This window comes from Streptomyces sp. NPDC127068 (assembly GCF_042724695.1).
Lineage (GTDB): Bacteria > Actinomycetota > Actinomycetes > Streptomycetales > Streptomycetaceae > Streptomyces.
The window spans coordinates 144,600-166,930 of the sequence record NZ_JBHXEN010000010.1 but is presented as its reverse complement, the minus strand read 5'-3'; the positions used below and the strand labels follow the sequence as shown (position 1 = coordinate 166,930).

Annotated in this window: 18 protein-coding genes and 1 tRNA gene; 9 read left to right on the top strand and 10 right to left on the bottom strand. The window is 70.4% G+C overall.

The window, feature by feature from the left end:
• Positions 1–130: 130 nt before the first annotated feature.
• The gene (locus tag ACFWIA_RS09050; RefSeq protein ID WP_387001906.1) at positions 131–658 is read left to right on the top strand and encodes a peptidylprolyl isomerase; all 528 of its coding nucleotides are present in this window, start codon (positions 131–133) and stop codon (positions 656–658) included.
• Positions 659–868: 210 nt separating this feature from the next.
• Positions 869–1,768 carry a rhomboid family intramembrane serine protease gene (locus ACFWIA_RS09045; RefSeq protein ID WP_387001905.1) on the top strand — a complete coding sequence of 300 codons (900 nt, stop codon included), beginning with the start codon at positions 869–871 and terminating at the stop codon, positions 1,766–1,768.
• Between the two features lie 357 nt (positions 1,769–2,125).
• Here the strand turns inward: ACFWIA_RS09045 and crgA are convergent, their stop codons facing one another.
• Positions 2,126–2,380, bottom strand: coding sequence for a cell division protein CrgA (gene crgA / locus ACFWIA_RS09040; RefSeq protein ID WP_385489228.1), 255 nt, complete (start codon positions 2,378–2,380; stop codon positions 2,126–2,128).
• Positions 2,381–2,534: 154 nt separating this feature from the next.
• On the opposite strand from crgA, the gene ACFWIA_RS09035 reads away from it, so the two are divergent.
• The 5 genes from ACFWIA_RS09035 (at position 2,535) to ACFWIA_RS09015 (ending at position 6,769) form a co-directional block, all read left to right on the top strand.
• Positions 2,535–3,317, top strand: coding sequence for a DUF881 domain-containing protein (locus ACFWIA_RS09035; protein WP_387001903.1), 783 nt, complete (start codon positions 2,535–2,537; stop codon positions 3,315–3,317).
• Positions 3,318–3,580: 263 nt separating this feature from the next.
• Positions 3,581–3,757 carry a hypothetical protein gene (locus tag ACFWIA_RS09030; RefSeq protein ID WP_387001902.1) on the top strand — a complete coding sequence of 59 codons (177 nt, stop codon included), beginning with the start codon at positions 3,581–3,583 and terminating at the stop codon, positions 3,755–3,757.
• Positions 3,754–4,392, top strand: coding sequence for an aminodeoxychorismate/anthranilate synthase component II (locus tag ACFWIA_RS09025; RefSeq protein ID WP_387001900.1), 639 nt, complete (start codon positions 3,754–3,756; stop codon positions 4,390–4,392). Before ACFWIA_RS09030 ends, ACFWIA_RS09025 begins: the two co-directional genes overlap by 4 nt.
• Positions 4,389–5,966: a class E sortase gene (locus ACFWIA_RS09020; protein ID WP_387001899.1), complete on the top strand. Its 1,578-nt coding sequence runs from the start codon at positions 4,389–4,391 to the stop codon at positions 5,964–5,966. Before ACFWIA_RS09025 ends, ACFWIA_RS09020 begins: the two co-directional genes overlap by 4 nt.
• 32 nt (positions 5,967–5,998) lie before the next feature.
• The gene (locus tag ACFWIA_RS09015; RefSeq protein WP_387001897.1) at positions 5,999–6,769 is read left to right on the top strand and encodes a class E sortase; all 771 of its coding nucleotides are present in this window, start codon (positions 5,999–6,001) and stop codon (positions 6,767–6,769) included.
• An 88-nt stretch (positions 6,770–6,857) separates the two neighbouring features.
• On the opposite strand, the gene pknB is transcribed toward ACFWIA_RS09015, so the two are convergent.
• The 6 genes from pknB to ACFWIA_RS08985 all read right to left on the bottom strand — a co-directional run bounded on the left by pknB (position 6,858) and on the right by ACFWIA_RS08985 (position 15,151).
• Positions 6,858–8,942: a Stk1 family PASTA domain-containing Ser/Thr kinase gene (gene pknB, locus ACFWIA_RS09010; RefSeq protein WP_387001895.1), complete on the bottom strand. Its 2,085-nt coding sequence runs from the start codon at positions 8,940–8,942 to the stop codon at positions 6,858–6,860.
• Positions 8,943–9,111: 169 nt separating this feature from the next.
• Positions 9,112–10,581, bottom strand: coding sequence for a peptidoglycan D,D-transpeptidase FtsI family protein (locus ACFWIA_RS09005; RefSeq protein ID WP_387001893.1), 1,470 nt, complete (start codon positions 10,579–10,581; stop codon positions 9,112–9,114).
• Positions 10,578–12,005, bottom strand: coding sequence for an FtsW/RodA/SpoVE family cell cycle protein (locus ACFWIA_RS09000; RefSeq protein ID WP_385489210.1), 1,428 nt, complete (start codon positions 12,003–12,005; stop codon positions 10,578–10,580). Before ACFWIA_RS09000 ends, ACFWIA_RS09005 begins: the two co-directional genes overlap by 4 nt.
• Before the next feature lie 26 nt (positions 12,006–12,031).
• Positions 12,032–13,624 carry a Stp1/IreP family PP2C-type Ser/Thr phosphatase gene (locus tag ACFWIA_RS08995; protein WP_387001891.1) on the bottom strand — a complete coding sequence of 531 codons (1,593 nt, stop codon included), beginning with the start codon at positions 13,622–13,624 and terminating at the stop codon, positions 12,032–12,034.
• A 128-nt stretch (positions 13,625–13,752) separates the two neighbouring features.
• Entirely contained in the window at positions 13,753–14,265 is a 513-nt protein-coding gene (locus tag ACFWIA_RS08990; RefSeq protein ID WP_385489205.1) for an FHA domain-containing protein, read from the bottom strand.
• 10 nt (positions 14,266–14,275) lie between these two features.
• Positions 14,276–15,151 (bottom strand): FhaA domain-containing protein, encoded by an 876-nt coding sequence (locus ACFWIA_RS08985; protein ID WP_387001889.1) that lies wholly within the window; start codon positions 15,149–15,151, stop codon positions 14,276–14,278.
• Between the two features lie 753 nt (positions 15,152–15,904).
• On the opposite strand from ACFWIA_RS08985, the gene ACFWIA_RS08980 reads away from it, so the two are divergent.
• Positions 15,905–15,988 (top strand) — tRNA-Leu (locus ACFWIA_RS08980).
• 173 nt (positions 15,989–16,161) lie between these two features.
• Here the strand turns inward: ACFWIA_RS08980 and ACFWIA_RS08975 are convergent.
• The gene (locus ACFWIA_RS08975; RefSeq protein ID WP_387001887.1) at positions 16,162–17,055 is read right to left on the bottom strand and encodes an NAD(P)-dependent oxidoreductase; all 894 of its coding nucleotides are present in this window, start codon (positions 17,053–17,055) and stop codon (positions 16,162–16,164) included.
• 325 nt (positions 17,056–17,380) lie between these two features.
• Here ACFWIA_RS08975 and ACFWIA_RS08970 point away from each other — a divergent pair, with 325 nt between their 5' ends.
• The gene (locus tag ACFWIA_RS08970) at positions 17,381–18,091 is read left to right on the top strand and encodes a TetR/AcrR family transcriptional regulator (RefSeq protein ID WP_387001885.1); all 711 of its coding nucleotides are present in this window, start codon (positions 17,381–17,383) and stop codon (positions 18,089–18,091) included.
• A 104-nt stretch (positions 18,092–18,195) separates the two neighbouring features.
• Here the strand turns inward: ACFWIA_RS08970 and ACFWIA_RS08965 are convergent, their stop codons facing one another.
• Together ACFWIA_RS08965 and ACFWIA_RS08960 are read right to left on the bottom strand one after the other, a co-directional pair.
• Complete coding sequence (locus tag ACFWIA_RS08965; RefSeq protein WP_387001884.1) at positions 18,196–19,638, bottom strand: MFS transporter; 1,443 nt, start codon at positions 19,636–19,638, stop codon at positions 18,196–18,198.
• Positions 19,639–19,920: 282 nt separating this feature from the next.
• Positions 19,921–22,182, bottom strand: coding sequence for a heavy metal translocating P-type ATPase (locus ACFWIA_RS08960; protein ID WP_387001882.1), 2,262 nt, complete (start codon positions 22,180–22,182; stop codon positions 19,921–19,923).
• Positions 22,183–22,331: the final 149 nt, after the last annotated feature.

The window sequence follows — 22,331 nt, the reverse complement described above, 5'->3', positions numbered from 1 at the left end:
GTTCCTGTTGGTGGGGGCGTGTTTTTTTTTAACACCCCCGGGGGGCCCCCGGCGCCCCGCGGGGGGGCCCCCCCCAGGCTCCGGCTCGTGCGAGGATCGATACGTCAGAGAAGACAACGGAAGGCAGATCGTGGCCGAGCAGCTTTACGCCACTTTGAAGACCAACCAAGGCGACATCGTGGTGCGGCTCCTGCCCAACCACGCGCCCGAAACGGTCAAGAACTTCGTCGAGCTTGCCGAGGGCAAGCGGGAATGGGTCCACCCCGAGACCGGCAAGCGGTCCACCGACCGCCTCTACGATGGCACGGTCTTCCACCGGGTCATCCCCGGATTCATGATCCAGGGCGGCGACCCGCTGGGCAACGGCACCGGTGGCCCGGGTTACCAGTTCAAGGACGAGTTCCACCCGGAGCTCCAGTTCGACCGTCCGTACCTGCTGGCCATGGCGAACGCGGGCCCGGGCACCAACGGCTCGCAGTTCTTCGTGACGGTCGAGCCCACCGCCTGGCTGAACCGCAAGCACACGATCTTCGGTGAGGTCGTGGACGCTCCCAGCCAGAAGGTCGTGGACGCCATCGCGGGCACCCAGACCAACCCGCGCACGGACCGTCCGGTGAAGGACGTGGTCATCGAGTCGGTCGTCATCGAGACGCGCTGACCCGGTACACCCACTGCGGGTGACCCGGTGCCGCCAGGGCCCTGTTCGTCACTGGGGCGTGGCCGGACCGGGGAACAAACTGCCCCGCCCATCCGTCATGGAGGGCGGGGCCGTGCGTTGACCGAGTGATTTCCCGAGGGACGACCTTCCGTGGTCCACGGGCCGTGGCGGCCGCGTACGCCTTCGGACGAGTTGGATTGAGGGGACCTCATGGACCAGGCGCCAGGCGGACCGCACGGACCGCAGGGCTCGCGGGACGCCCAGAGCCCGCCCACGTGCTACCGGCACCCGGACCGGGAGACCGGTATTCGCTGCACCCGCTGTGAGCGGCCGATATGTCCGGAATGCATGATCAGTGCCTCGGTGGGTTTCCAGTGCCCCGAGTGCGTGCGGGACGGCTCCGGTACCGGGCACGCCCCCACCGCCAACCAGCCCCGCACCCTCACGGGCGCTCCCTTGGCGCAGGACCCCCGGTTGGTCACGAAGATCCTCCTGGCGATCAACGTCCTCGTCTTCATCGCCATCCAGACCAATGACCGTCTGATCAGTGATCTCTTCCTGATCGGTGCCTGGCCCGCTCCGCACTTCGCCGTGGAGGGCGTGGCGGACGGTCAGTGGTACCGGCTGGTGACGTCGATGTTCGCGCACCAGGAGGTGTGGCACATCGCGTTCAACATGTTCAGCCTGTGGTGGCTCGGCGGTCCGCTGGAGGAGGCCTTCGGTCGGGCGCGGTACCTCGCGCTGTACCTGGTCTCGGGGCTTGCGGGCAGCGCGCTCACCTATGTGCTGGTCGATCCGACCTCCGCGTCCCTGGGCGCTTCGGGTGCGATCTACGGTCTGTTCGGCGCAACCGCCGTCCTGGTCAAGCGCCTCAACTACGACATGCGCCCGGTGATCGCCCTGCTGGCGATCAACTTGATCTTCACCTTCACCATGTCCGGCATCGCCTGGCAGGCCCATGTCGGTGGTCTGATCGCGGGTGTGGCCATCGCCTACGGGATGATGCACACCGGCGGGAAGCGGCGCGCCCTCGTCCAGTGGGGGACCTGTGCGGCAGTGTTCCTCGTCGTTCTGGTCGCCGTGGTGGCGCGGACCGCTTCACTCGTCTGAGGCGGCCCGACGAACGAGGACCCGCGATGGTTGTCCACAGTGGGTGGCGGATCTTGTGCATGCTGTGGGCGAACGTCTGTGCCCCTTGCGCTGACCTGGGTTTCCCCAGCCAGCACAAGGGGCGAACGTGTTTTCGGATACCGGTAGGTCAGTCACATCGGCGTCAACACGTAAGGGGTTATCCACAGATCGTCTGACCTTTTCCCCACTGTGGAAAAACTCTGTGGATAACTCGACCCTCGGCTCGGGGTGCAGCGGTGGCCACCCGCCCTGCGAGCAGCACGAAGGGCCCCCTGGTCCGGAGGAGAGTGCCTCGCCCGGCCGGGGGCTGAGCCCGTGGAACCTGCTACGAGCGGGTCACTTCCACTGGGTGGAGACACCGAAGCCCGCGGCGATGAAGCCGAAGCCGACCACGATGTTCCAGTTGTCCAGGGCGTCGATCGGGAGCTTGCCGTCCGTGAGGTAGAAGACGACGATCCAGGCGAGACCGACGAAGAACATCGCCAGCATCAGCGGGGCGACCCAGCTGCGGTTGGTCAGCTTGATCGCGGTCGACTGCTTCGCCGTGGGCGGCGTGTAATCGGCCTTCTTGCGGATACGTGACTTCGGCACGAGGGGCTCTCCTGTCGATGCGCTGCGTGGCCGCGCGAGACGGTGGGGGCGGGCTCCGGGGCAGCGTACAAGCGAACTGCTGGGGGAAACGGATCGTTCCCCCGGGCGTCCGTTAGCGTAGTGCTTCCTCGGCGCGGTAAGGAGCAAGGGTACGTTGAGCAATTCTGCCGACTCCCCCGGTGTGCGCACCACCCCCGCTGGCAAGAAGCGTTGGCGGCCGGTGCGCGCACTCACCGCCGGCGTCTTCGCACTCGCCGGACTGCTCTTCGTGACCAGCTTCCACACCGCCAAGGGCACCAACCTCCGCACGGACGCCTCCCTGCTCAAGCTCTCCGACCTGATCAAGGAGCGCAGCCACAAGAACGGTGAGCTGGAGGAGGACAACGGATTCCTCCGCGAGGACGTGAAGGCGCGCGCCGAAGAGGGGCACCCCGGCGCCACCGACTCCGAGGAAGCCCGACTGAAGGCGCTGGAGAACCGGGCCGGTACCCGGGAACTGCGCGGCGAGGCCCTGACCGTCACGCTGAACGACGCTCCGCCCGACGCGACGCCCAAGCTCCCCGGCTACCCCGAACCGCAGCCCGATGACCTGGTGATCCACCAGCAGGACCTGCAGGCCGTGGTCAACGCCCTGTGGCAGGGCGGCGCCGAGGGCATCCGGGTGATGGACCAGCGTCTGATCTCCACCAGTGCCGTCCGCTGCGTCGGCAACACCCTGATCCTCCAGGGCCGGGTGTACTCGCCCCCCTACAAGATCACCGCGATCGGGGACACGGCCCGGCTGAAGAAGACCCTCACGGCCGCACCCGCGATCCAGAACTACATGCTGTACGTCAACGCCTACGGACTGGGCTGGAACGTCGACGAGGAGGGAACGGTGACCCTTCCCGGCTACACCGGCCCCGTGGACCTGCACCAGGCCCGCCCCGTCGAATAGCCCGGTGTTCGGTGGTCCGGTAGCCCCGCGCGGGCCGCCGGGCCACCGTGATCTACGTCCCACCGCACGGTTTCACGTGGAACATTCCCGGCACTCCCGGCCGGCCGAACAGGGCAAGCCGGTCGCTTTGTGACGCCGGGCGCGTCCGGGGCCGCGGGCACGCCCGGCCCGTGAGCGGGTTTGCACGCCAACCCCCGCTATCTCGCGCCCCGCCCCCGTAGTCTGGTGGACGCACAGGAACACCAACGGCGAGTAGGGACGGCATGTACGGCTGGATCTGGCGGCATCTGCCGGGCAATGCATGGGTGAAGGCGGTCCTGTCGCTCATCCTCGTGCTCGCGGTCGTTTACGCGCTCTTCCAGTACGTGTTTCCGTGGGCCGAGCCCCTGCTCCCCTTCAACGACGTGACCGTCGACGAGGGAAGGGCCCCCACCCAGTGAGCGCGCGGATTCTTGTAGTCGACAACTACGACAGCTTCGTCTTCAACCTCGTGCAGTACCTCTACCAGCTCGGCGCCGAGTGCGAGGTGCTCCGCAACGACGAGGTCTCCACCTCGCACGCCCAGGACGGCTTCGACGGCGTCCTGCTGTCACCGGGCCCCGGAGCCCCCGAGCAGGCCGGCGTCTGCATCGACATGGTCCGGCACTGTGCCGCCACGGGAGTGCCCGTCTTCGGGGTCTGCCTCGGCATGCAGTCGATGGCGGTGGCCTACGGCGGCGTCGTGGACCGCGCCCCCGAACTGCTGCACGGCAAGACCTCGCTGGTCGAGCACGCCGGACAGGGCGTCTTCGCCGGACTGCCCTCCCCGTTCACCGCGACCCGCTACCACTCGCTCGCGGCCGAGCCCGCGACCGTGCCGGACGAGCTGGAGGTCACGGCCCGTACCCACGACGGCATCATCATGGGGCTGCGCCACCGTGAACTGCCCGTCGAAGGCGTGCAGTTCCATCCCGAGTCGGTGCTCACCGAACACGGGCACCGGATGCTCGCCAACTGGCTCGTCGCGTGCGGGTACGGCGATGCCGTGGCCAGATCGGTGGGGCTCGCCCCGGTGGTGGGCAGGGCCTCCGCGTGACAGCGGTGCGGCCCGAGCGGGACTCGGGACCGGGAGACCCGGGGAACCCGCCGCCGCCCGGGCCCGCCGCTCCGTACCAGGACCCCGCGTACGGGCACCTGCCGTACGAGGTGCCCGGCGGGTTCGAGCGGGCCGTGCAAGGGCTCGCCGACCCGCTGAACGATCCCCTGCCCGGCCAGGACCCGCCCGCCGGCTGGCAACCCGGGGCCCCGGGCATGCCCGGCGAGTGGTACGACCCGCAGGGCTACGCCCGCAACTGGCACGGGTCGACCGGAGCCGCTCCCCAGCCGCAGCCCCCCGCACCGAACGGACCGTACGGACCGAACGGATACGGGTACGGGGACGGTTCCGGCCCGGGCGGGGCCGGGTACGCAGGCGCCGGGGGCCCGTCGTACGCGACCGCGCCGCCCGACGGACGGCCCCGGCAGACGCCGTACCCTCCGGCCGCTCAGGGCGCCCCGTACCGAGCCCCCGCCGCGAACGCGTACCCGACCGTGGGGCCCGGTCCGCTGCCCCCGGAGCGCCCCGGACCGCACGGCGGCCCGTCCCGTCCGTACCCGCCGCCCGCCGGCACCCACGGACCGCCCGGGCCCGGGCGGGGCTTCGCAGCCCCCACGGCCCGCCCTGGGGCCGCGACGGGCGCCGGACCCACGGGGACGCCACCGCACGGCTCCGCGGTCTTCACCGGCCCGTCTGACGTCCTCCAGGGCCCGCGCCCCGGCCGTCGACCCCGCGGCACGGACGACGCGTACGACCACTACGCCGGCGCCAACGACCGCGAGGCTTCCGGGGACTTCGACGGGTACCCCGCAGACCACGAGAAGCACGAGGACCCCGCGGACCACGACGACGAGGCGCCGCTGTCCCGGGTGGAGGCGCGCCGTGCGGCCCGCGCGCGGAAACCGACGGTCGGGGTGTTGGTCAGCCGGGGCCTCGGCGAAATCTTCATCACCGTCGGCCTCCTCATGCTGCTGTTCGTCACCTACCAGCTCTGGTGGACCAACATCCGGGCGCAGGCGCAGGCGGACGGAGCGGCGAACCAGATCCAGGAGGACTGGGCCAAGGGCAAGCGGGCCCCGGGGTCCTTCGAACCCGGACAGGGCTTCGCCCTCATGCACATCCCCACCCTCGACGTGGTCGTGCCCGTCGCCGAGGGCATCGACAAGAAGAAGGTCCTCGACCGGGGCCTGGTCGGCCACTACGCCGAGGGCAGTCTGAAGACCGCGATGCCCGAGGACAAGACGGGCAACTTCGCCGTCGCCGGTCACCGCAACACCCACGGCGAGCCGTTCCGCTACATCAACCGGTTGAAGCCCGGTGACCCGATCGTGGTCGAGACGCAGGACACGTACTTCGTCTACGAGATGGCGAGCATCCTCCAGCAGACCCCGCCGAGCAATGTCGCCGTCCTCGAACCGATCCCGCCCGGGTCGGGCTTCACCGCTCCTGGCCGATACCTCACACTGACGACGTGCACCCCCGAGTTCACCAGCAAGTACCGGATGATCGTGTGGGGCAAGATGGCTGAAGAACGACCGCGCTCGGAGGGGAAGCCGGACGCGCTCGTCAGCTGAGGCGAACGGACGGACAGACGGGGCTCGATGCAGTGGTAGCGACGACAGAACCGCACGGGCCCGCCGAGGGGGACGCCGCGCAGGACGGGGCGCAACCAGCAGCCGCGGCGCCGCGGGGCCGCGGACGCGGCAGGCTCGCCCTCGCCGTCAGCGTCTTCGGTGAACTCCTGATCACCGCCGGCGTGGTGCTCGGCCTCTTCGTGGCGTACTCGCTGTGGTGGACCAACGTCGTCGCCGACCGGGAGGCCGACAAGCAGGGCGACCGGGTCCGGGACACCTGGGCCGACGACCGCCCGGGCGGCCCCGGCGCCCTGGACACCAAGGACGGCATCGGCTTCCTGCACGTGCCGTCGATGAACGGCCGGGAAGAAATACTGATCAGGAAGGGCACCGCGACCGACCTCCTCAACGACGGGGTCGCGGGTTACTACACCAAGCCGGTCAAGTCGGCCCTGCCGCAGGACCCGAAGGGCAACTTCTCGCTCGCCGCGCACCGCGACGGCCACGGGGCGAAGTTCCACGACATCCACAAGATCGAGAAGGGCGACCCGATCGTCTTCGAGTCCAAGGACACCTGGTACGTCTACCGGGTGTACGCGACGCTGCCGCAGACCTCGAAGTACAACGTGGAGGTCCTCGACCCGATCCCCGAGGAGTCCGGCGCGAAGAAGGCCGGGCGGTACATCACGCTCACCACCTGCACCCCGAAGTACACGTCCACGTACCGGTACGTCGTGTGGGGCGAACTGGAGCGGACCGAGAAGGTCGACGCCGAGCGCACTCCCCCCGCCGAGCTGCGCTGACGTCCCGCCTGCCGGCCCCGTACGACCGTGGTCCCGGTCCCCGCTCGTGCAGCGGGGACCGGGACCACGGTCGTCGTCCGGTGGGGCGTCAGTTCCGGCGTCCGCCGATGATGCCGCCGTAGAAGCCGGCCTCGTCGGCGTCGCCCTGGTCGCCGTCGCCTCCGTTGCCCCCGTTTCCGTTGCCTCCGTTGCCGGGGTTGCCGTTGGCGTTGCCGGCGGCGGTCTGGATCTGGACCTGGGTGCCCTCGTCGACCGGACTGCCCGCGGGCGGGTTGGTGAAGACCACGATCGCGCTGTCGTCCTGCGCGCCGCCGATCTGGCCGACCTGGAGCTTGGCGTTCGTCAGCTCCTGCTTCGCCTCGCCGAGGGTCTTGCCGGTCAGGTTCGGCACCTGCACCTGCTGCGGCTCCTCCTCTTCCTCTTCTTCCTCCGGGGGAGCCTTGGCGATCTGGAGGGTGACCGTGGAGCCCGGGGCGGCCGGCGTGTTGGCCGTCGGGGACTGGCTGAAGACCTGGCCGGGCTCGCCGTTCGTCGTCTCGACCTCCGTGCAGGTGCCCACCAGATCGCTGTCCTGGAGCTGCTGCTTGGCCGCGTCACAGGTCTGGCCGGTGAGGTCCGGCACGGCCACCCGCTCCTTGGCCTTGGCCACGGTCAGGGTGATCTTGGTGCCCTTCTCGACCTCCTTGCCGGAGGTCGGGTCCTGCTCCAGGACGGTGCCGACGGGCTCCTCGGACTGCTTGAACTTCGGGACGACGTCGAACTCGTAGTCGTCGCCCTGGAGCTTGTCGGTCGCCGCGTCCAGGTCGTCGCCGATGACGTTCGGCACGGCGACCTTGGGGGCGCCCGTGGAGACGGTCAGCGTGACGGTGGACGCACGGTCGACCTCGGTACCGGTGGCCGGGTCCTGGGCGCAGACGCTGTCGCGCGGCTGGTCCTCGCACGCCTTGCGGGTCACCGCCAGCTTGACGTGGCCGATGTCCGCCATCTTCTCGGCGTCCGTCAGCTCCTGTCCGACGAAGTTCGGCACCTTGACCGGGCCTTCGTCGCCCGATCCGCTGGTGAACCACTTGCCGATCAGGATCGCGCCGACCAGCACCAGGGCGCCCGCCACGGCCAGCAGCACCGTGGAGCCGTTGCCCTTCTTCTGCCGGCGGCGGTCCGGGCGCTCGTCGTAGCCGTAGCCGGGGTCGTCCGCGTGGACGGGGGGCAGCATCGTGGTCGCCGCGCCGCCGTCCTGGGGGCGCAGGGCCGTGGTCGCCTGGTCGTCGCCGTAACCGGGCCCGTACCCGCCGCCGTATCCGACGGCGCCCAGGGCGGCGGTCGCCGCGACCGGCTGGCCGTCCAGACACGCCTCGATGTCGGCGCGCATCTCGTCGGCCGACTGGTAGCGGTAGTCGGGGTCCTTGACCAGCGCCTTCAGGACGATCGCGTCCATCTCGGGCGTGATCTCCGGGTCGAAGACGCTCGGCGGCTGGGCCTCCTCGCGCACGTGCTGGTACGCCACCGCCACCGGGGAGTCCCCGATGAACGGCGGACGGACGGTCAGCAGCTCGTAGAGCAGACAGCCCGTGGAGTACAGGTCGGAGCGGGCGTCGACGGTCTCGCCCTTGGCCTGCTCCGGGGAGAGGTACTGCGCGGTGCCGATGACGGCCGAGGTCTGCGTCATCGTCATGCCGGCGTCACCCATCGCACGGGCGATGCCGAAGTCCATCACCTTGACCTGCCCGGTGCGCGTCAGCATGACGTTCGCGGGCTTGATGTCGCGGTGGACGATCTGGTTGCGGTGCGAGTACTCCAGGGCCTGGAGGATGCCGATGGTCATCTCCATGGACCGCTCGGGCAGCAGCTTGCGGCCCGAGTGCAGCAACTCCCGCAGGGTGGAGCCGTCGACGTACTCCATCACGATGTACGGGATGGAGATGTTGTCGATGTAGTCCTCGCCGGTGTCGTAGACCGCGACGATCGCCGGATGGTTGAGCGAGGCGGCCGACTGGGCCTCACGGCGGAACCGGGCCTGGAACGACGGATCGCGGGCCAGGTCGGCCCGCAGCGTCTTCACGGCTACGGTGCGGCCGAGCCGGGTGTCGTGCGCGAGGTGCACCTCGGCCATGCCACCGCGGCCGAGCACCTGGCCCAGCTCGTACCGGCCGCCGAGGCGACGCGGCTCTTCCATAGCTATTCCAGCCCTCTCCGTCGGTCCCGACCGTACCGGCGTACGGTCCGGCGGTGTGCTGTCCGAGGCTTACCGTACCCGGATCGTCCTACCTGCCTCGGCCGCGTACCCCACCCGATACAGGACCGGTACCGCAACGTGCACCGATGTGACGGCAACGTGTCCGGGGTCACTTCTTGCTGTCGACGACCGCCTGCATCACTGCCTTCGCGATGGGGGCGGCGAGGCCACCGCCCGAGATGTCGCCCCGGCTGGCGTCGCTGTCCTCCACGACCACCGCGACGGCGACCGGGGAACCGGAGTCCGTCTTGGCGTACGAGATGAACCAGGCGTACGGCTTCTCGCTGTTGTCCACGCCGTGCTGGGCGGTGCCCGTCTTGCCGCCGACCTTGACGCCGTTGATCTTCGCGTTGCGGCCGGTGCCGCTGTCGACGACCGTCTCCATCATGGACTGGAGCTTCTGGGCGTTCTCCTCGGACAGCGGCCGGCTCATCTCGTTCGGCTCGTGCTTCTCGATGACGTTGAGGTCCGGCGCCTGGAGCGAGTCCACCATGTACGGCTGCATCAGCTTGCCGTCGTTGGCGACCGCGGCGGCCACCATGGCCATCTGGAGCGGCGTCGTGGCGGTCTCGAACTGGCCGATCGAGCTGAGCGCGGTCTGCGGGGCGTCCATCTCCGTCGGCCACACCGAGGCGCTGGAGCGTACGGGGACGAACTGCTCGGAGTTGAAGCCGAACTTCTCCGCCGTCTCCTTCATCTTGTCCTTGCCGAGGTCGGCGCCGGCCTTGCCGAAGACGGTGTTGCAGGACACCCGCAGCGCCTCGCGCAGCGTGGCGTTCTTGCAGGGCAGCGGGCCGTCGTTCTTCAGCTCGGTCCGGGTGTTCGGCATGACCCAGGGCAGCGGCGTCTCGGTCTTGTCGTCCGGGTTGCCGACCAGCCCGTGCTCCAGCGCCGCCGCCGCGGTGACGACCTTGAACGTCGAACCGGGCGGGTAGGTCTCGCGCAGCGCCCGGTTCAGCATCGGGTCGTCGGGGTTCTTGGCCTTCTGGAGCTTCTGCCAGGCGGGGGTGTCCGTCTTGGTGGAGTTCCCGGCGAAGGACGACGGGTCGTACGAGGGCGTCGAGGCCAGCGCCAGGATCGCCCCGGTGCTCGGGTCGATCGCGGCGACCGCGCCCTTCTTGCTGCCGAGCCCCTCGAACGCGGCCTTCTGGGCGGCGCCGTTGAGGGTGGTCACGACATTGCCGCCCTCCTTCTTCTCACCCGTGATCATGTCCAGGGTGCGGCGGAAGAACAGCCGGTCGTCGTTGCCGGTGAGGATGCCGTCCTCGACGGACTCCAACAGGTTCGCTCCGAACGCCTGCGAGGCGTACCCGGTCACCGGGGCCCACATGGGGCCGTTCTTGTAGGTGCGCTTGTAGGCGTAGTCGCTGCCGTTGGTCTTCGCCGAACCGGTGATCGACTTGCCGTCCACGATGATGTCGCCCCGCGGCTGGGCGTACCGCTCGATGGTGATCCGGCGGTTCTTGGAGTTCTCCTGGAGGTCGCCCGCCTCGACGTACTGGAGCCAGTTGTCGCGGATGAGCAGGGTGAGGATCAGCAGGCCGCAGAAGATCGCGATTCGGCGCACGGGCTTGTTCACGGGCGGACCACCTGGGTCATCTCGGCGTCGGGGTTCGAAGCGGGCATCGGTGCGGGTCGGCGGGCGGTGTCGCTGATCCGGATGAGGATGCCGATCAGCGCCCAGTTGGCGATCACGGACGATCCGCCGTTGGCGACGAACGGCATCGTCATGCCGGTCAGCGGGATGAGCCCCATCACGCCGCCCGCGACGACGAAGACCTGGAGGGCGAAGGCGCCGGACAGGCCGACGGCGAGCAGCTTGCCGAACGGGTCGCGCGCGGCGAGCGCGGTGCGCAGCCCCCGCTCGATGATCAGCCCGTAGAGCAGCAGGATCGCCATGGCGCCCGCGAGCCCGAGCTCCTCGCCGAAGGTGGCGAAGATGAAGTCGGAGTTGGCCGCGAAGCCGATCAGGTCCGAGTTGCCCTGGCCGAGTCCGGTGCCGAGCACCCCGCCGGAGCCGAACGACATGACCGACTGGGCGATCTGGGTACAGGCGCCGGAGTCGTCGTAACAGCCGAAGGGGTCCAGCCAGGCGTCCACCCGGGACTGGACGTGGCCCGCGAAGGAGGCGACGCCGACCGCGCCCGCGGCCGACATGCCGAGGCCGATCACGATCCAGCTGGTCCGCTCGGTGGCCACGTACAGCATGATCACGAACATGCCGAAGAACAGCAGCGAGGTACCGAGGTCGTTCTCGAAGATCAGGACGAGCAGGCTGACGGCCCAGATGGTGAGGATGGGGCCCAGGTCCCGGCCGCGCGGCAGGTAGAGCCCCATGAACCGGCGGCTGGCGAGGGCCAGCGCATCGCGTTTCACCATGAGGTAGCCGGAGAAGAACACCGCGATCACGATCTTCGCGAACTCGCCCGGCTGGATGGAGAATCCGGCGACGCTGATCCAGATCTTCGCGCCGAACACGTCCCGGCCGAGCCCCGGCACCAGCGGCAGCAGCAGCAGCACCAGCGCCGCGGCCATCGAGATGTACGTGTACCGCTGGAGGATGCGGTGGTCCTTCAGCAGCAGCAGCACGCCGACGAACAGCGCGATGCCGATCGCGGAGTACAGCAGCTGCCGCGGGGCCGCCGCGACGAACTCCTGCCCGCGGCCCTCCGCCAGCGCGTGCAGCCGTGGTGACTGGTCGAGCCGCCAGATCACCACGAGCCCGAGTCCGTTGAGCAGCGTCGCGAGCGGTAGCAGCAGCGGGTCGGCGTAGGCGGCGAACTTCCGCACCACCAGGTGGCCCACCGCGGCGAGCAGCCCGAGGCCGATGCCGTAGCCGAGCACGCCGGTCGGGATCTCGCCGTCGATGGCCAGACCCACGTTGATGTAGGCGAACACCGGGATGACCACCGCGAAGACCAGCATGCCCAGTTCGGTGTTGCGGCGGCTGGGCGCGCCGATGGCCCCGATGGTCGAGGTGTTCGTCGTCGAGTTACTGCTCATGGTGTGACAGGGCCCCTCACGGCTGCTTACTGCTTACCGCACAGCGAGACCAGCTTCCGCTCCTCGTCGGAGAAGCTGGGGCCGGGTGTGGGTGTGGGCGTGGAACTGGGCTTGCGGCTCTCGCTCGCACCGGGCGTCGGCGTGGGGGCCTGCTTCATGCTCGCGGGCCGCGCCCCGCCCCCGCCGGTCCCTTCCGGGGCGGTGGTCTGCCGGGGAGCGGCCGGTGGGGCCGACTCCTTCGGGGCGCCGGTGGTGCCGCCCGCCTCGCCCTCGCCGGGCTTCGCGTTCGCGCGCTCGGCACTGCGGCGCTCGGCGTCCTTCTCGCAGGCGGACGCCTGGGTGGCGAGTTCGTTGATCTTGTCGGTCGCCTGGGCGAGACCGCCCTCGGCGATCGTCGCCTCCACCTGCTTGCGCTGGTAGGGCGGGAGGTACTTGAGTTCGATCTCGGGGTGGTCCTTCTGGACCTTCGACAGGCTCACCCACGCGAGGTCCTGGCTGATGCCCCGGTACAGCGCGACGTGCTGGCCCTTGGTGCCGACGTAGTACTGCGTCTGCGTCCAGCGGTACCCGCCGTACAGCGCTCCGCCCGTCACGGCGAGCGCGAGGACCAGGAACAACGAGGTCTTCAGCCATCGGCGACCGCCGCGCTTCTTGGTGAGGTCGTCGTCGGCGTACGTGCCGAACTCCCCGTCCGGTGCGTAGCCGTCGCCGCTGCCGGGGGGCCCGAACTCGCCGCCCCGGCCGCCTCCCTGGCCGGGCACCGGCCGCCCGAGGCCGGAGGCACGGCCGGCCGGGGTCTGCATCGCACTGCCCTCGTGGAGCTGGTGCTGGTTCTCGGCGACCGCGCCGACCACGACGGGGGTGTCGGACAGGCTGACGGCCAGGGTGTCGTTGCTGTCGATGTCGAGGACGTCGGCGACGATCACGGTGATGTTGTCGGGGCCGCCGCCGCGCAGGGCGAGCTGGATCAGCTCCTGCACGGTCTCCTGGGGGCCCTGGTAGCTGGCGAGCGTCTCCTCCATCGTCTGGTGGGAGACGACGCCGGAGAGCCCGTCGGAGCAGATCAGGTACCGGTCGCCGGCCCGGACCTCACGGATCGACAGGTCCGGTTCGACGTGGTCACCGCTGCCGAGCGCGCGCATCAGCAGCGAACGCTGCGGGTGCGTGGTGGCTTCCTCCTCGGTGATCCGGCCCTCGTCCACGAGCCGTTGCACCCAGGTGTGGTCCTGGGTGATCTGGGTGAGGACCCCGTCCCGCAGCAGATACGCCCGGGAGTCGCCGACGTGCACCAGACCGAGGCGCTGCCCCGTCCACAGCAGGGCGGTGAGCGTGGTGCCCATGCCCTCCAGCTGCGGGTCCTCCTCGACCATCATCCGGAGCTGGTCGTTGGCGCGCTGCACGGCCGTGCCGAGCGAGGTGAGGATGTCCGATCCGGGCACGTCGTCGTCGAGCGTGACCAGCGTCGAGATCACCTCGGACGAGGCGACCTCGCCGGCGGCCTGGCCGCCCATGCCGTCGGCGATCGCGAGGAGCCGGGGACCCGCGTAACCGGAGTCCTCGTTGCCCTCTCGGATCATCCCCTTGTGCGATCCGGCGGCGAAGCGCAGTGACAGACTCATGCGCACCTCGCCCGTCGGCTCCGGGTACCTCCGCACCGTGCCCACCCTCCGGTCGGGAGCCCACCGGTGGCCGTCGTCGGTACCGCTCCGGCCCGCTCGCTCCGCTGGCGCTCATTCATGACGTAGTACTACTTCCGCAGCTCGATGACGGTCTTGCCGATGCGGATCGGCGAGCCCAGCGGAACCGGGGTCGGGGTCGTCAGCCGCGCCCGGTCGAGATAGGTGCCGTTGGTGGACCCGAGGTCCTCCACGATCCACTGGCCGTCACGGTCGGGATAGATCCTGGCATGCCGGCTGGAGGCGTAGTCGTCGTCCAGCACGATCGTGGAGTCGTGGGCCCGGCCCAGCGTGATCGTCTGCCCCTGGAGGGCGACCGTGGTGCCCGTGAGGGTGCCCTCGGAGACGACGAGCTTGGTGGGGGCGCCGCGCCGCTGGCGTCCGCCGCCCTGCTGGCCGCGCTGTTGCGGAGGCGCGGCCTGGCGGGCGGTCTGCTGGGCCCGTCCGCTGTCGCGGCGCGCACCGCGCTGGGTCACGCGCGTACCGAACAGGTCGCTGCGGATGACCTGGACGGCCACGATCACGAACAGCCACAGAACGGCCAGGAAACCCAGCCGCATGACCGTCAGGGTCAGCTCTGACATTGCCCCCGCTTCACCCTTCGGCTTGCCGATAAATGATGGTGGTGCTGCCCACGACGATCCGCGAGCCGTCGCGGAGCGTAGCGCGGGTGGTGTGCTGCCCGTCCACCACGATGCCGTTGGTGGACCCGAGATCCTGGATCGTCGAGGGCGTTCCGGTCCGGATCTCACAGTGCCGGCGGGACACGCCGGGGTCGTCGATCCGCACGTCGGCTTCGGTGCTGCGGCCGAGCACCAGCGTCGAGCGGGAGATCTGGTGGCGGGTGCCGTTGACCTCGATCCAGTGCCGCGTCTGGGCTCCCGGCGGCGGGCCGGGGCGGTGCTCCGGTCCGCCGCCGCCGGGGCGGCCGGGGGGAGCGGAAGGCATGGGAGGGGCGCCGGTGGGCTGGTTCGGATAGCCGTACCCGCCGCCGGGACCGCCGGGGCCGCCACCAGGGCCGCCACCAGGGCCGCCGCCGGGGCGGCCGGACGGGGCCGGCGCCGCCGGGGCCGGTCCGCCGCCGGCCTGGGAGGTGCTGGAGGCGAGGGTGCGGCTGCGCACCCGGTACAGGCCGGTGTCGAGGTCCTCGGCCTTCTCCAGGTGGACCTTGATCGGTCCCATGAAGGTGTACCGCTGCTGCTTGGCGTAGTCGCGGACCATCCCGGACAGTTCGTCGCCGAGCTGGCCCGAGTACGGACTCAGGCGCTCGTAGTCCGGGGTGCTCAGTTCCACGATGAAGTCATTGGGGACGACGGTCCGGTCGCGGTTCCAGATCGTCGCGTTGTTGTCGCACTCGCGCTGGAGCGCGCCGGCGATCTCCACGGGCTGGACCTCGGACTTGAAGACCTTGGCGAAGGTGCCGTTGACCAGACCTTCGAGGCGCTGCTCGAACTTCTTCAGGACTCCCATGGGGCACCTCCTCCTTCGCTGTCGTCCTGGTACTGCTTACTGATCGTATCCACGCGTCGGTCGATCGGCTGGTTCCCCCTGCTCTCGCAGGCCCACGAGTGTCGACCTTCACAACACCGCCCCGTGGTGGGCCGGTGATCCGTCCGTGAACGGTCGCCCCGCGCCGGTCCCCTTCCGATACCCCTTCCCCGCCGTGTCCGTGCCATGGCCCCTCGACAACGTGTTCCCAGGGGGATCGTAGAGGGGCCCCCGAGTCAGTGTCCCGCACACGGCGAGCACTCCGGTCCATACCGGTGGGACGGAGTACGCCTGGTGCCAGGTTGAGACAGGGTGGGGACCGCGGCGGTGCCGTGTGACGTCCTCCCCTCCCCAAGAACGCTCGGGTGCGGGGGTGCGTTCCATGTCCTTCGGTGTTCCTCGGGGTTCCTTGGCGATGGCGTTCCTCGGTGATCTGCCCTGTACGTTCCCCGCGGGCGCGCCGGTGCATGCGGGCGGTCGGCGCGTCGGGTACGGGGGCCGTGCCCGCGCAGGGACGTTCCGTGCCCCCGCGAAGCCCGTCCGGTGACCGCGCGGGCACGCTCCGCAGCGCTGCCCGGGAGGGTGACCTCGCAGGTGGGGGGCGTTGCGCGGTGGGGGCGCGGGGTGTCGGGGTGCGCCGTATATATGGATGTGAACGCACCCTCCCCAGCGTGCTAATCTTCTGCATGTCGGAAGGCGCCGCACCACCAGTGAGGCGCCGGAGACAACACCCACGCGCGGGTGGCGGAATAGGCAGACGCGCTGGATTCAGGTTCCAGTGCCCGAAAGGGCGTGGGGGTTCAACTCCCCCCTCGCGCACAGCAGGAGCACCGTTGAACGGTGCCTCCGCAGAACGACGGAACGGTCGTCATCGTGATCACGATGACGACCGTTCTGCTTTGTCCGGGCACCTGCGCCGCCGGGCCGCGAATCCGGAGCGCGCGTCCTCGTGGTTCCGGATCCACGACCCGTCCGGTCCGTCGTGCGGAGGGTCAGACGGTGGGCTTGCGGAACTGGTCGATCATCGCTGCGTAACTGTCGTCGGCACGGCCGTCCGCCGTCGCACGTGCGGCCAGCTTCAGGAAGAAGCTCGGCAGCTCGGTACTGACGCCTAGCGCCTCGGTCTCCTGGAGCAGGTGCTCCATCCCGCCCTGGTGGACGGCGAGGGTGGCGTCGTCGGCCGGGTACCCGCCCTCGTCGATCTGCTGTGCGTACGCGGCGACGTAGCCGCTCGTCACCTTGATCGCGGTGCTGGCCAGGGGCGCGAAGGTCGTCGCCCTGACGTTCGCGGCGCCCAGCAGTGCGGCGCCCTGGAGGAAGCCGTTCAGCACGCTCCACATGATGCCCAGCACCGACATGTCGTAGAGGGCGGACAGGCCGTGGTCCTCGTCGAGGTAGACGGTTCCGGTCTCGCTGAGTGCCGTCAGGGTGGACCGGTGCTCTGCGAAGGCGGTCTGCGGGCCGGAGTACAACAGCACGGCGTCGGCGGTACCGATGGCGTGGGGGAGGGCGAGCACCGCGCCGTCGAGGTAGGTGCTGCCGAACTCGGCCGCCCACCGGGCGGCTTCACGTGCTCGGGCGGAACCGGACGTGGTCAGGTTGACGAGGGTGCGGCCGGCCAAGGAGGGCCCGATCGGGTCCAGCAACGCGTGCACGGCGTCGTAGTCCGAGACGCAGACGACGACGAGCGGGCTCGCCTCGACCGCGCTCTGGACCGAGTCGGCGAGGGTGGCGCCGCCGGCGACGAGGTCGTCGGCCTTGGCTGCCGAGCGGTTCCAGACGGTGGTCGGGTGACCGTTCGTCAAGAAGGCCGTGGCCAGTGCACGGCCCATCAGTCCGAGGCCGATGACGGTGACGGGCGGTCGCGGGGCGGGAAGCGGGGACACGTGTGCTCCTGTGCATCTCGTGCGGCGTGGGCCGCGACGGGTGGGGCGGGGCCGCCGTTCCGGGCGGCGTTTCAGGGGTGCTCCGGGTGCCTCGGGCGAAGAAGCCGACGATGCGGCGGATGCGGTCCCCGGAGAACTCGACGAAGTCGTGGCCGGTGGTGCCGTGCCTTGTTGCGCCGGCGGTGGACTCCCGTCTGTTGCGGGCGGCAACCCTTTTCCGGGCAGGGTCTCCCTGGATTCCCTCGGCCCTATATGGCGTCTCATTCTTAAACGGCGTTTAGTTGTTGCACGACGTAGATTAGACCAACTCTGTAGACTGTCAAGCGTGAGCGACCCCACGACGAGCCGTCGCGACCGGCTGCGAGCCCAGACCAGCGCCGAGATCAAGGCGATCGCCATGCAGCTCATGGCGGACGGCGGACCGAGCGCGATCTCCCTACGTGCGATCGCCCGGGAGATGGGCATGACGGCCAGTGCGATCTACAGCTACTTCGCCACCCGTGATGACCTGATCACGACGCTCATCGGCGACGTCTACACCTCGGCGGTCGATGCCGCCGAGGCCGCCCGCGACGCGGTGCCGGAATCCGATCCGGGCGCCCGGATCATGGCCTGGGTCCAGGCCATGCGGGCGTGGGCGTTGGCCAACCCCGAAGGCTTCCGACTGATCTACGGCGACCCGGTGCCCGGTTACCGTCCGCCCGACGACGGCCCCGGCCAACAAGCCGAACGGCGCGCCTGTAGCGCCCTGCTCGGCCTCGTCGACGCGGCCTGGCCGACGGCCCGGGGGCGTCGGTCCGAGGGTCGTGCCTACGACTGGGCCGACTTCCACCCGGATCTGGTGGCCCACGTCCGCGAGGACTTTCCGGACCTGCCACCGGCCGGCGTCGCGATGACGCTCAGCGTGTGGGGCCGCATGCACGGGCTCTTGGCCCTGGAGATCTACGGCCATCTGCGCACCTTCATCCACGACCCGGCCACCGTCTACCACGACGAGATGTACGACTTCACCGCCTCTCTCGGTCTCGTTTCGTGACGGCGGTCCACGGCGGTCCACGGCGGTGCGCGCACGGGGGAGCCCCGGCGGTGAGGTGAGTCACCGCCGGGGCTCCCCCGGTGCCCGCGCTCGCGCCGGGCGGTTCAGACGCCGGTGCGCACCTCCGGGCCGACCGCGGAGTCGTCGGTGGACGCCGGTGCCCCGGTGCCCCGGCCGCGCATCAGCAGCGCGGTGAGGGCGGCGCCGGCCGCGGCGACGGCGGCGGCCCCCAGGAACGCGGAGCTGAAGCCGTCGGTCAGCGCGGGCAGGTTGCCCAGTTCGCCCGCGCCCTGGGAGGTGGCGAGCGCGGTGAGCGCGGCCAGTCCGAGGGCGGAGCCCACCTGGTAGGTGGTGTTGACGATGCCCGAGGCCAGTCCGGCCTGCTCCTGCGGCACCCCGGAGATCGCCGACATCATCGCCGGGATGTAGGCCAGCGACATGCCCGTCGCCGCGACCAGCGAGGCGGGCAGCACGTCCACCAGGAAGGTGCCGGTGGGCTCGACGGCTGACAGCCACAGCAGGCCGCCGGCCAGGACCAGCAGACCGCTCACGATCAGCGGCTTGGCCCCGAAGCGCCCCAGCAGCCGTGCGGTGATCAGCGTCATGAAGACCATCAGCAGACCCGTCATGGGCAGCAGCGCGGCCCCGCTGGCGAACGCCCCGTAACCCAGGACCTGCTGGAGGTACAGGTTGAGGAAGTACCACATGGGAATCCAGGCGGCGCCCAGCAGTGCCATCGACAGGTTGGAGATGCCGAGGCCGGGGGTGCGCCAGACGCCCAGCGGCATCAGGGGCGTCCGGACGGACCGCTGCACCAGGAGGAAGAGGGCCAGGAGCGCGGCGGCGCCGATCAGCTCCAGGACGGTCTCCGTCGAGCCCCAACCCACCTCGGGGGCGCGGACGATCGCGAAGACGGCGAGCGCCAGGCCCGCGGTGACGAACACCGCGCCGAGGACGTCCACCGAGCCGCGGCGGCCGGCGACGGAGGGCAGGATGCCGGTGGCGAGCAGGGTCGCGATGCCGATCGGGACGTAGATGATGAAGATCCAGGGCCAGCTGGCCCACTCGGTGAAGACGCCGCCGAGGAACACTCCGGCGGTGCCGCCGGCCGGGGCCGCCGCGCCGTAGAGGGCGAGTGCCTTGCCCAGCTCCTTGGTGTTGTGGCCGAAGAGCATCATCAGCAGGGTCATCGACGCCGGTGCGATCAGCGCACCGCCGACGCCCTGCACCGCGCGGCCCACGATCTCGACCCAGGCGGTGCTCGCCGCGGCGGCCACCACCGATCCGGCGATGAGGACGACCCAGCCGGAGACGAAGACCCGGCGGGCCCCCAGCAGGTCGGACAGGCGTCCGCCCAGCAGGAGCAGACCGCCGAAGGCGATGACGTAGGAGTTGAAGACCCACTGGAGGTCCCCCTGGGAGAAGCCCAGGTCACGCTGCATCTCGGGGAGCGCCACTCCGATGATGGAGGTGTCCATGATCACCATGAACTGGGCGGTGGCCAGCACGAGAAGCGCCCACCAGCGCCGTGGGTTGACAGTTGACATGGGTCTGCCCCTTCACTCGGTTAGGTACCCCAGGGGGGTATCTCTGAGGCTTTTGACAATATACCCCCCCGAGGTATTCCGGAAGGGTGGGGGAGGCATCGGTTCCGCACGGTGCGCGGACGGTTCGCGGGGGCCGGTCGGAGGGGCTACGGGGAGCGGTGCTCGTAGCGGTGCCGGTCGGGCGGGGCCGGCGGGTGCGAGGGGGTTGCGCGGGGCCGCGGGCATGCGGAGGGCCCCCGTTCCGGTCGGAACGGGGGCCCTCGGTGGGGTGGGACGGCTGGGTCAGCTCGCGGCGCGGAAGCTCCGCAGACGCAGGCTGTTGCCGACCACGAAGACCGAGGAGAACGCCATCGCAGCGCCCGCGATCATCGGGTTGAGCAGGCCCGCGGCGGCCAGCGGCAGGGCGCCCACGTTGTAGGCGAACGCCCAGAACAGGTTGGACTTGATGGTGCCGAGGGTCTTTCGGGACAGCCGGATCGCGTCGGCCGCCGACCGCAGGTCCCCGCGGACCAGGGTCAGGTCACCGGCCTCGATCGCGGCGTCGGTGCCCGTGCCCATCGCCAGACCCAGATCGGCCTGGGCGAGCGCGGCGGCGTCGTTCACGCCGTCCCCGACCATCGCCACCGAACGGCCCTCGCCCTGGAGACGCTTGACCACGGCGACCTTGTCCTCCGGCATGACCTCCGAGATGACCTCGTCGATGCCGACCTCGCGGGCCACCGACTCGGCGACCGCCTTGTTGTCACCGGTCAGCAGGATCGGCGTCAGGCCCAGGGCGCGCAGGCGGCGCACCGCCTCGGCGCTGGTGTCCTTGATCGCGTCCGCGACCTCCAGCACCGCGCGGGCCTGACCGTCCCAGGCGACCGCGATGGCGGTCCGTCCGGCGGCCTCGGCCTCCTCCTTGGCCCGCTTCAGGTCCGCGGGGAGCTCCATCGCCCACTCGGCGAGCAGCCGTTCGCGACCGACCAGGACCGCGTGGCCCTCGACGATGCCCTGGACGCCCAGGCCGGGCACGTTGGCGAAGTCCTCGGGGACCGGCAGCGGCCCGGCCTTCTCCTCGGCGCCGGTGGCGACGGCCCGGGCGATGGGGTGCTCGGAGGAGTGCTCCAGGGCGCCCGCCAGGCGCAGCACCTCGGTCTCGTCCTGGCCCTCGGCGGTGTGGGTGCGCAGCAGGGTCATCCGGCCGGTGGTGACCGTTCCGGTCTTGTCCAGGACGATCGTGTCGACCTTGCGGGTGGTCTCCAGGACCTCGGGGCCCTTGATGAGGATGCCGAGCTGGGCTCCCCGGCCGGTGCCGACCATCAGCGCGGTCGGGGTGGCCAGGCCCAGGGCGCACGGGCAGGCGATGATCAGTACGGCGACCGCCGCCGTGAACGCGGCCGTCATGCCGGCGCCGTTGCCGAGCCAGAAGCCGAGCGTGCCCAGGGCGAGGGCGATGACCACGGGGACGAACACGGCCGAGATGCGGTCCGCGAGGCGCTGCGCCGCGGCCTTGCCGTTCTGCGCGTCCTCGACGAGCTGGGCGATCCGGGCGAGCTGGGTGTCGGAGCCGACCCGGGTGGCCTCGACGACCAGCCGTCCGCCGGCGTTGAGCGTGGCGCCGGCGACCGCGTCGCCGACCTTGACCTCGACCGGGACGGACTCGCCGGTCAGCATGGACGCGTCCACCGCGGAGGCGCCCTCCACCACGGTGCCGTCGGTGGCGATCTTCTCGCCGGGACGGACCAGGAACCGGTCGCCGACCGCGAGCTGGTCGGTGGGGATCAGCTCCTCGCGGCCGTCGCGCAGGACGGTGACCTCCTTGGCGCCCAGCTCCATCAGGGACCGCAGGGCCGCGCCCGCCTTGCGCTTGGAGCGGGCCTCGAAGAAGCGTCCGGCCAGGATGAACGCGGTCACTCCGGCCGCGGTCTCCAGGTAGATGTTGGCCGCGCCGTCACCGCGGGCGATCGTCAGCTCGAAGGGGTGCGTCATGCCCGGTTGGCCGGCGGTGCCGAAGAACAGCGCCCACAGGGACCAGAGCAGGGCGGCGATGGTGCCCACCGAGATCAGCGTGTCCATGGTGGCGGCGCCGTGCTTGGCGTTGGTCCAGGCGGCCCGGTGGAAGGGCCAGGCGGCGTAGACGACGACCGGGGCGGCCAGCGTCAGCGACAGCCACTGCCAGTACTCGAACTGGAAGGCGGGGACCATCGCCATCGCGATGACCGGGACGGACAGCAGGACCGCGGTCACCAGGCGCTGGCGCAGCGGGCGCAGTTCGTCGTCCTCCGCGTCCGTCGCGCTCCGGGCGGTGCCCGGGCTGCCCGCTGCGGCGGGCGGCGGGGGCGGTGCGGCCGTGTAGCCGGTCGCTTCGACCGTGGCGATCAGGGCCTCGACGTCGACCGCGCCGGAGTAGGTGACCTTGGCCTTCTCGGTGGCGTAGTTGACGGTCGCCTCGACGCCCTCCATCCGGTTGAGCTTCTTCTCGATGCGGGCGGCGCACGAGGCGCAGGTCATGCCGCCGATGGCCAGCTCGACCTGTTCGGTCGGGGCGAGCGTGCTGCTCATCACTGCTCCTCGGTAGTCGGCCCTGGGCGGAGGGCTGTCTGATGCTTTCCAAGATACCCTGTGGGGGTATCTGCGTCGAGTCCATGTATACCCCCACCCCCTATCGAAGGCAAGGTTTCCCCGGGAGTGGAAATATACCCCCTAGGGGT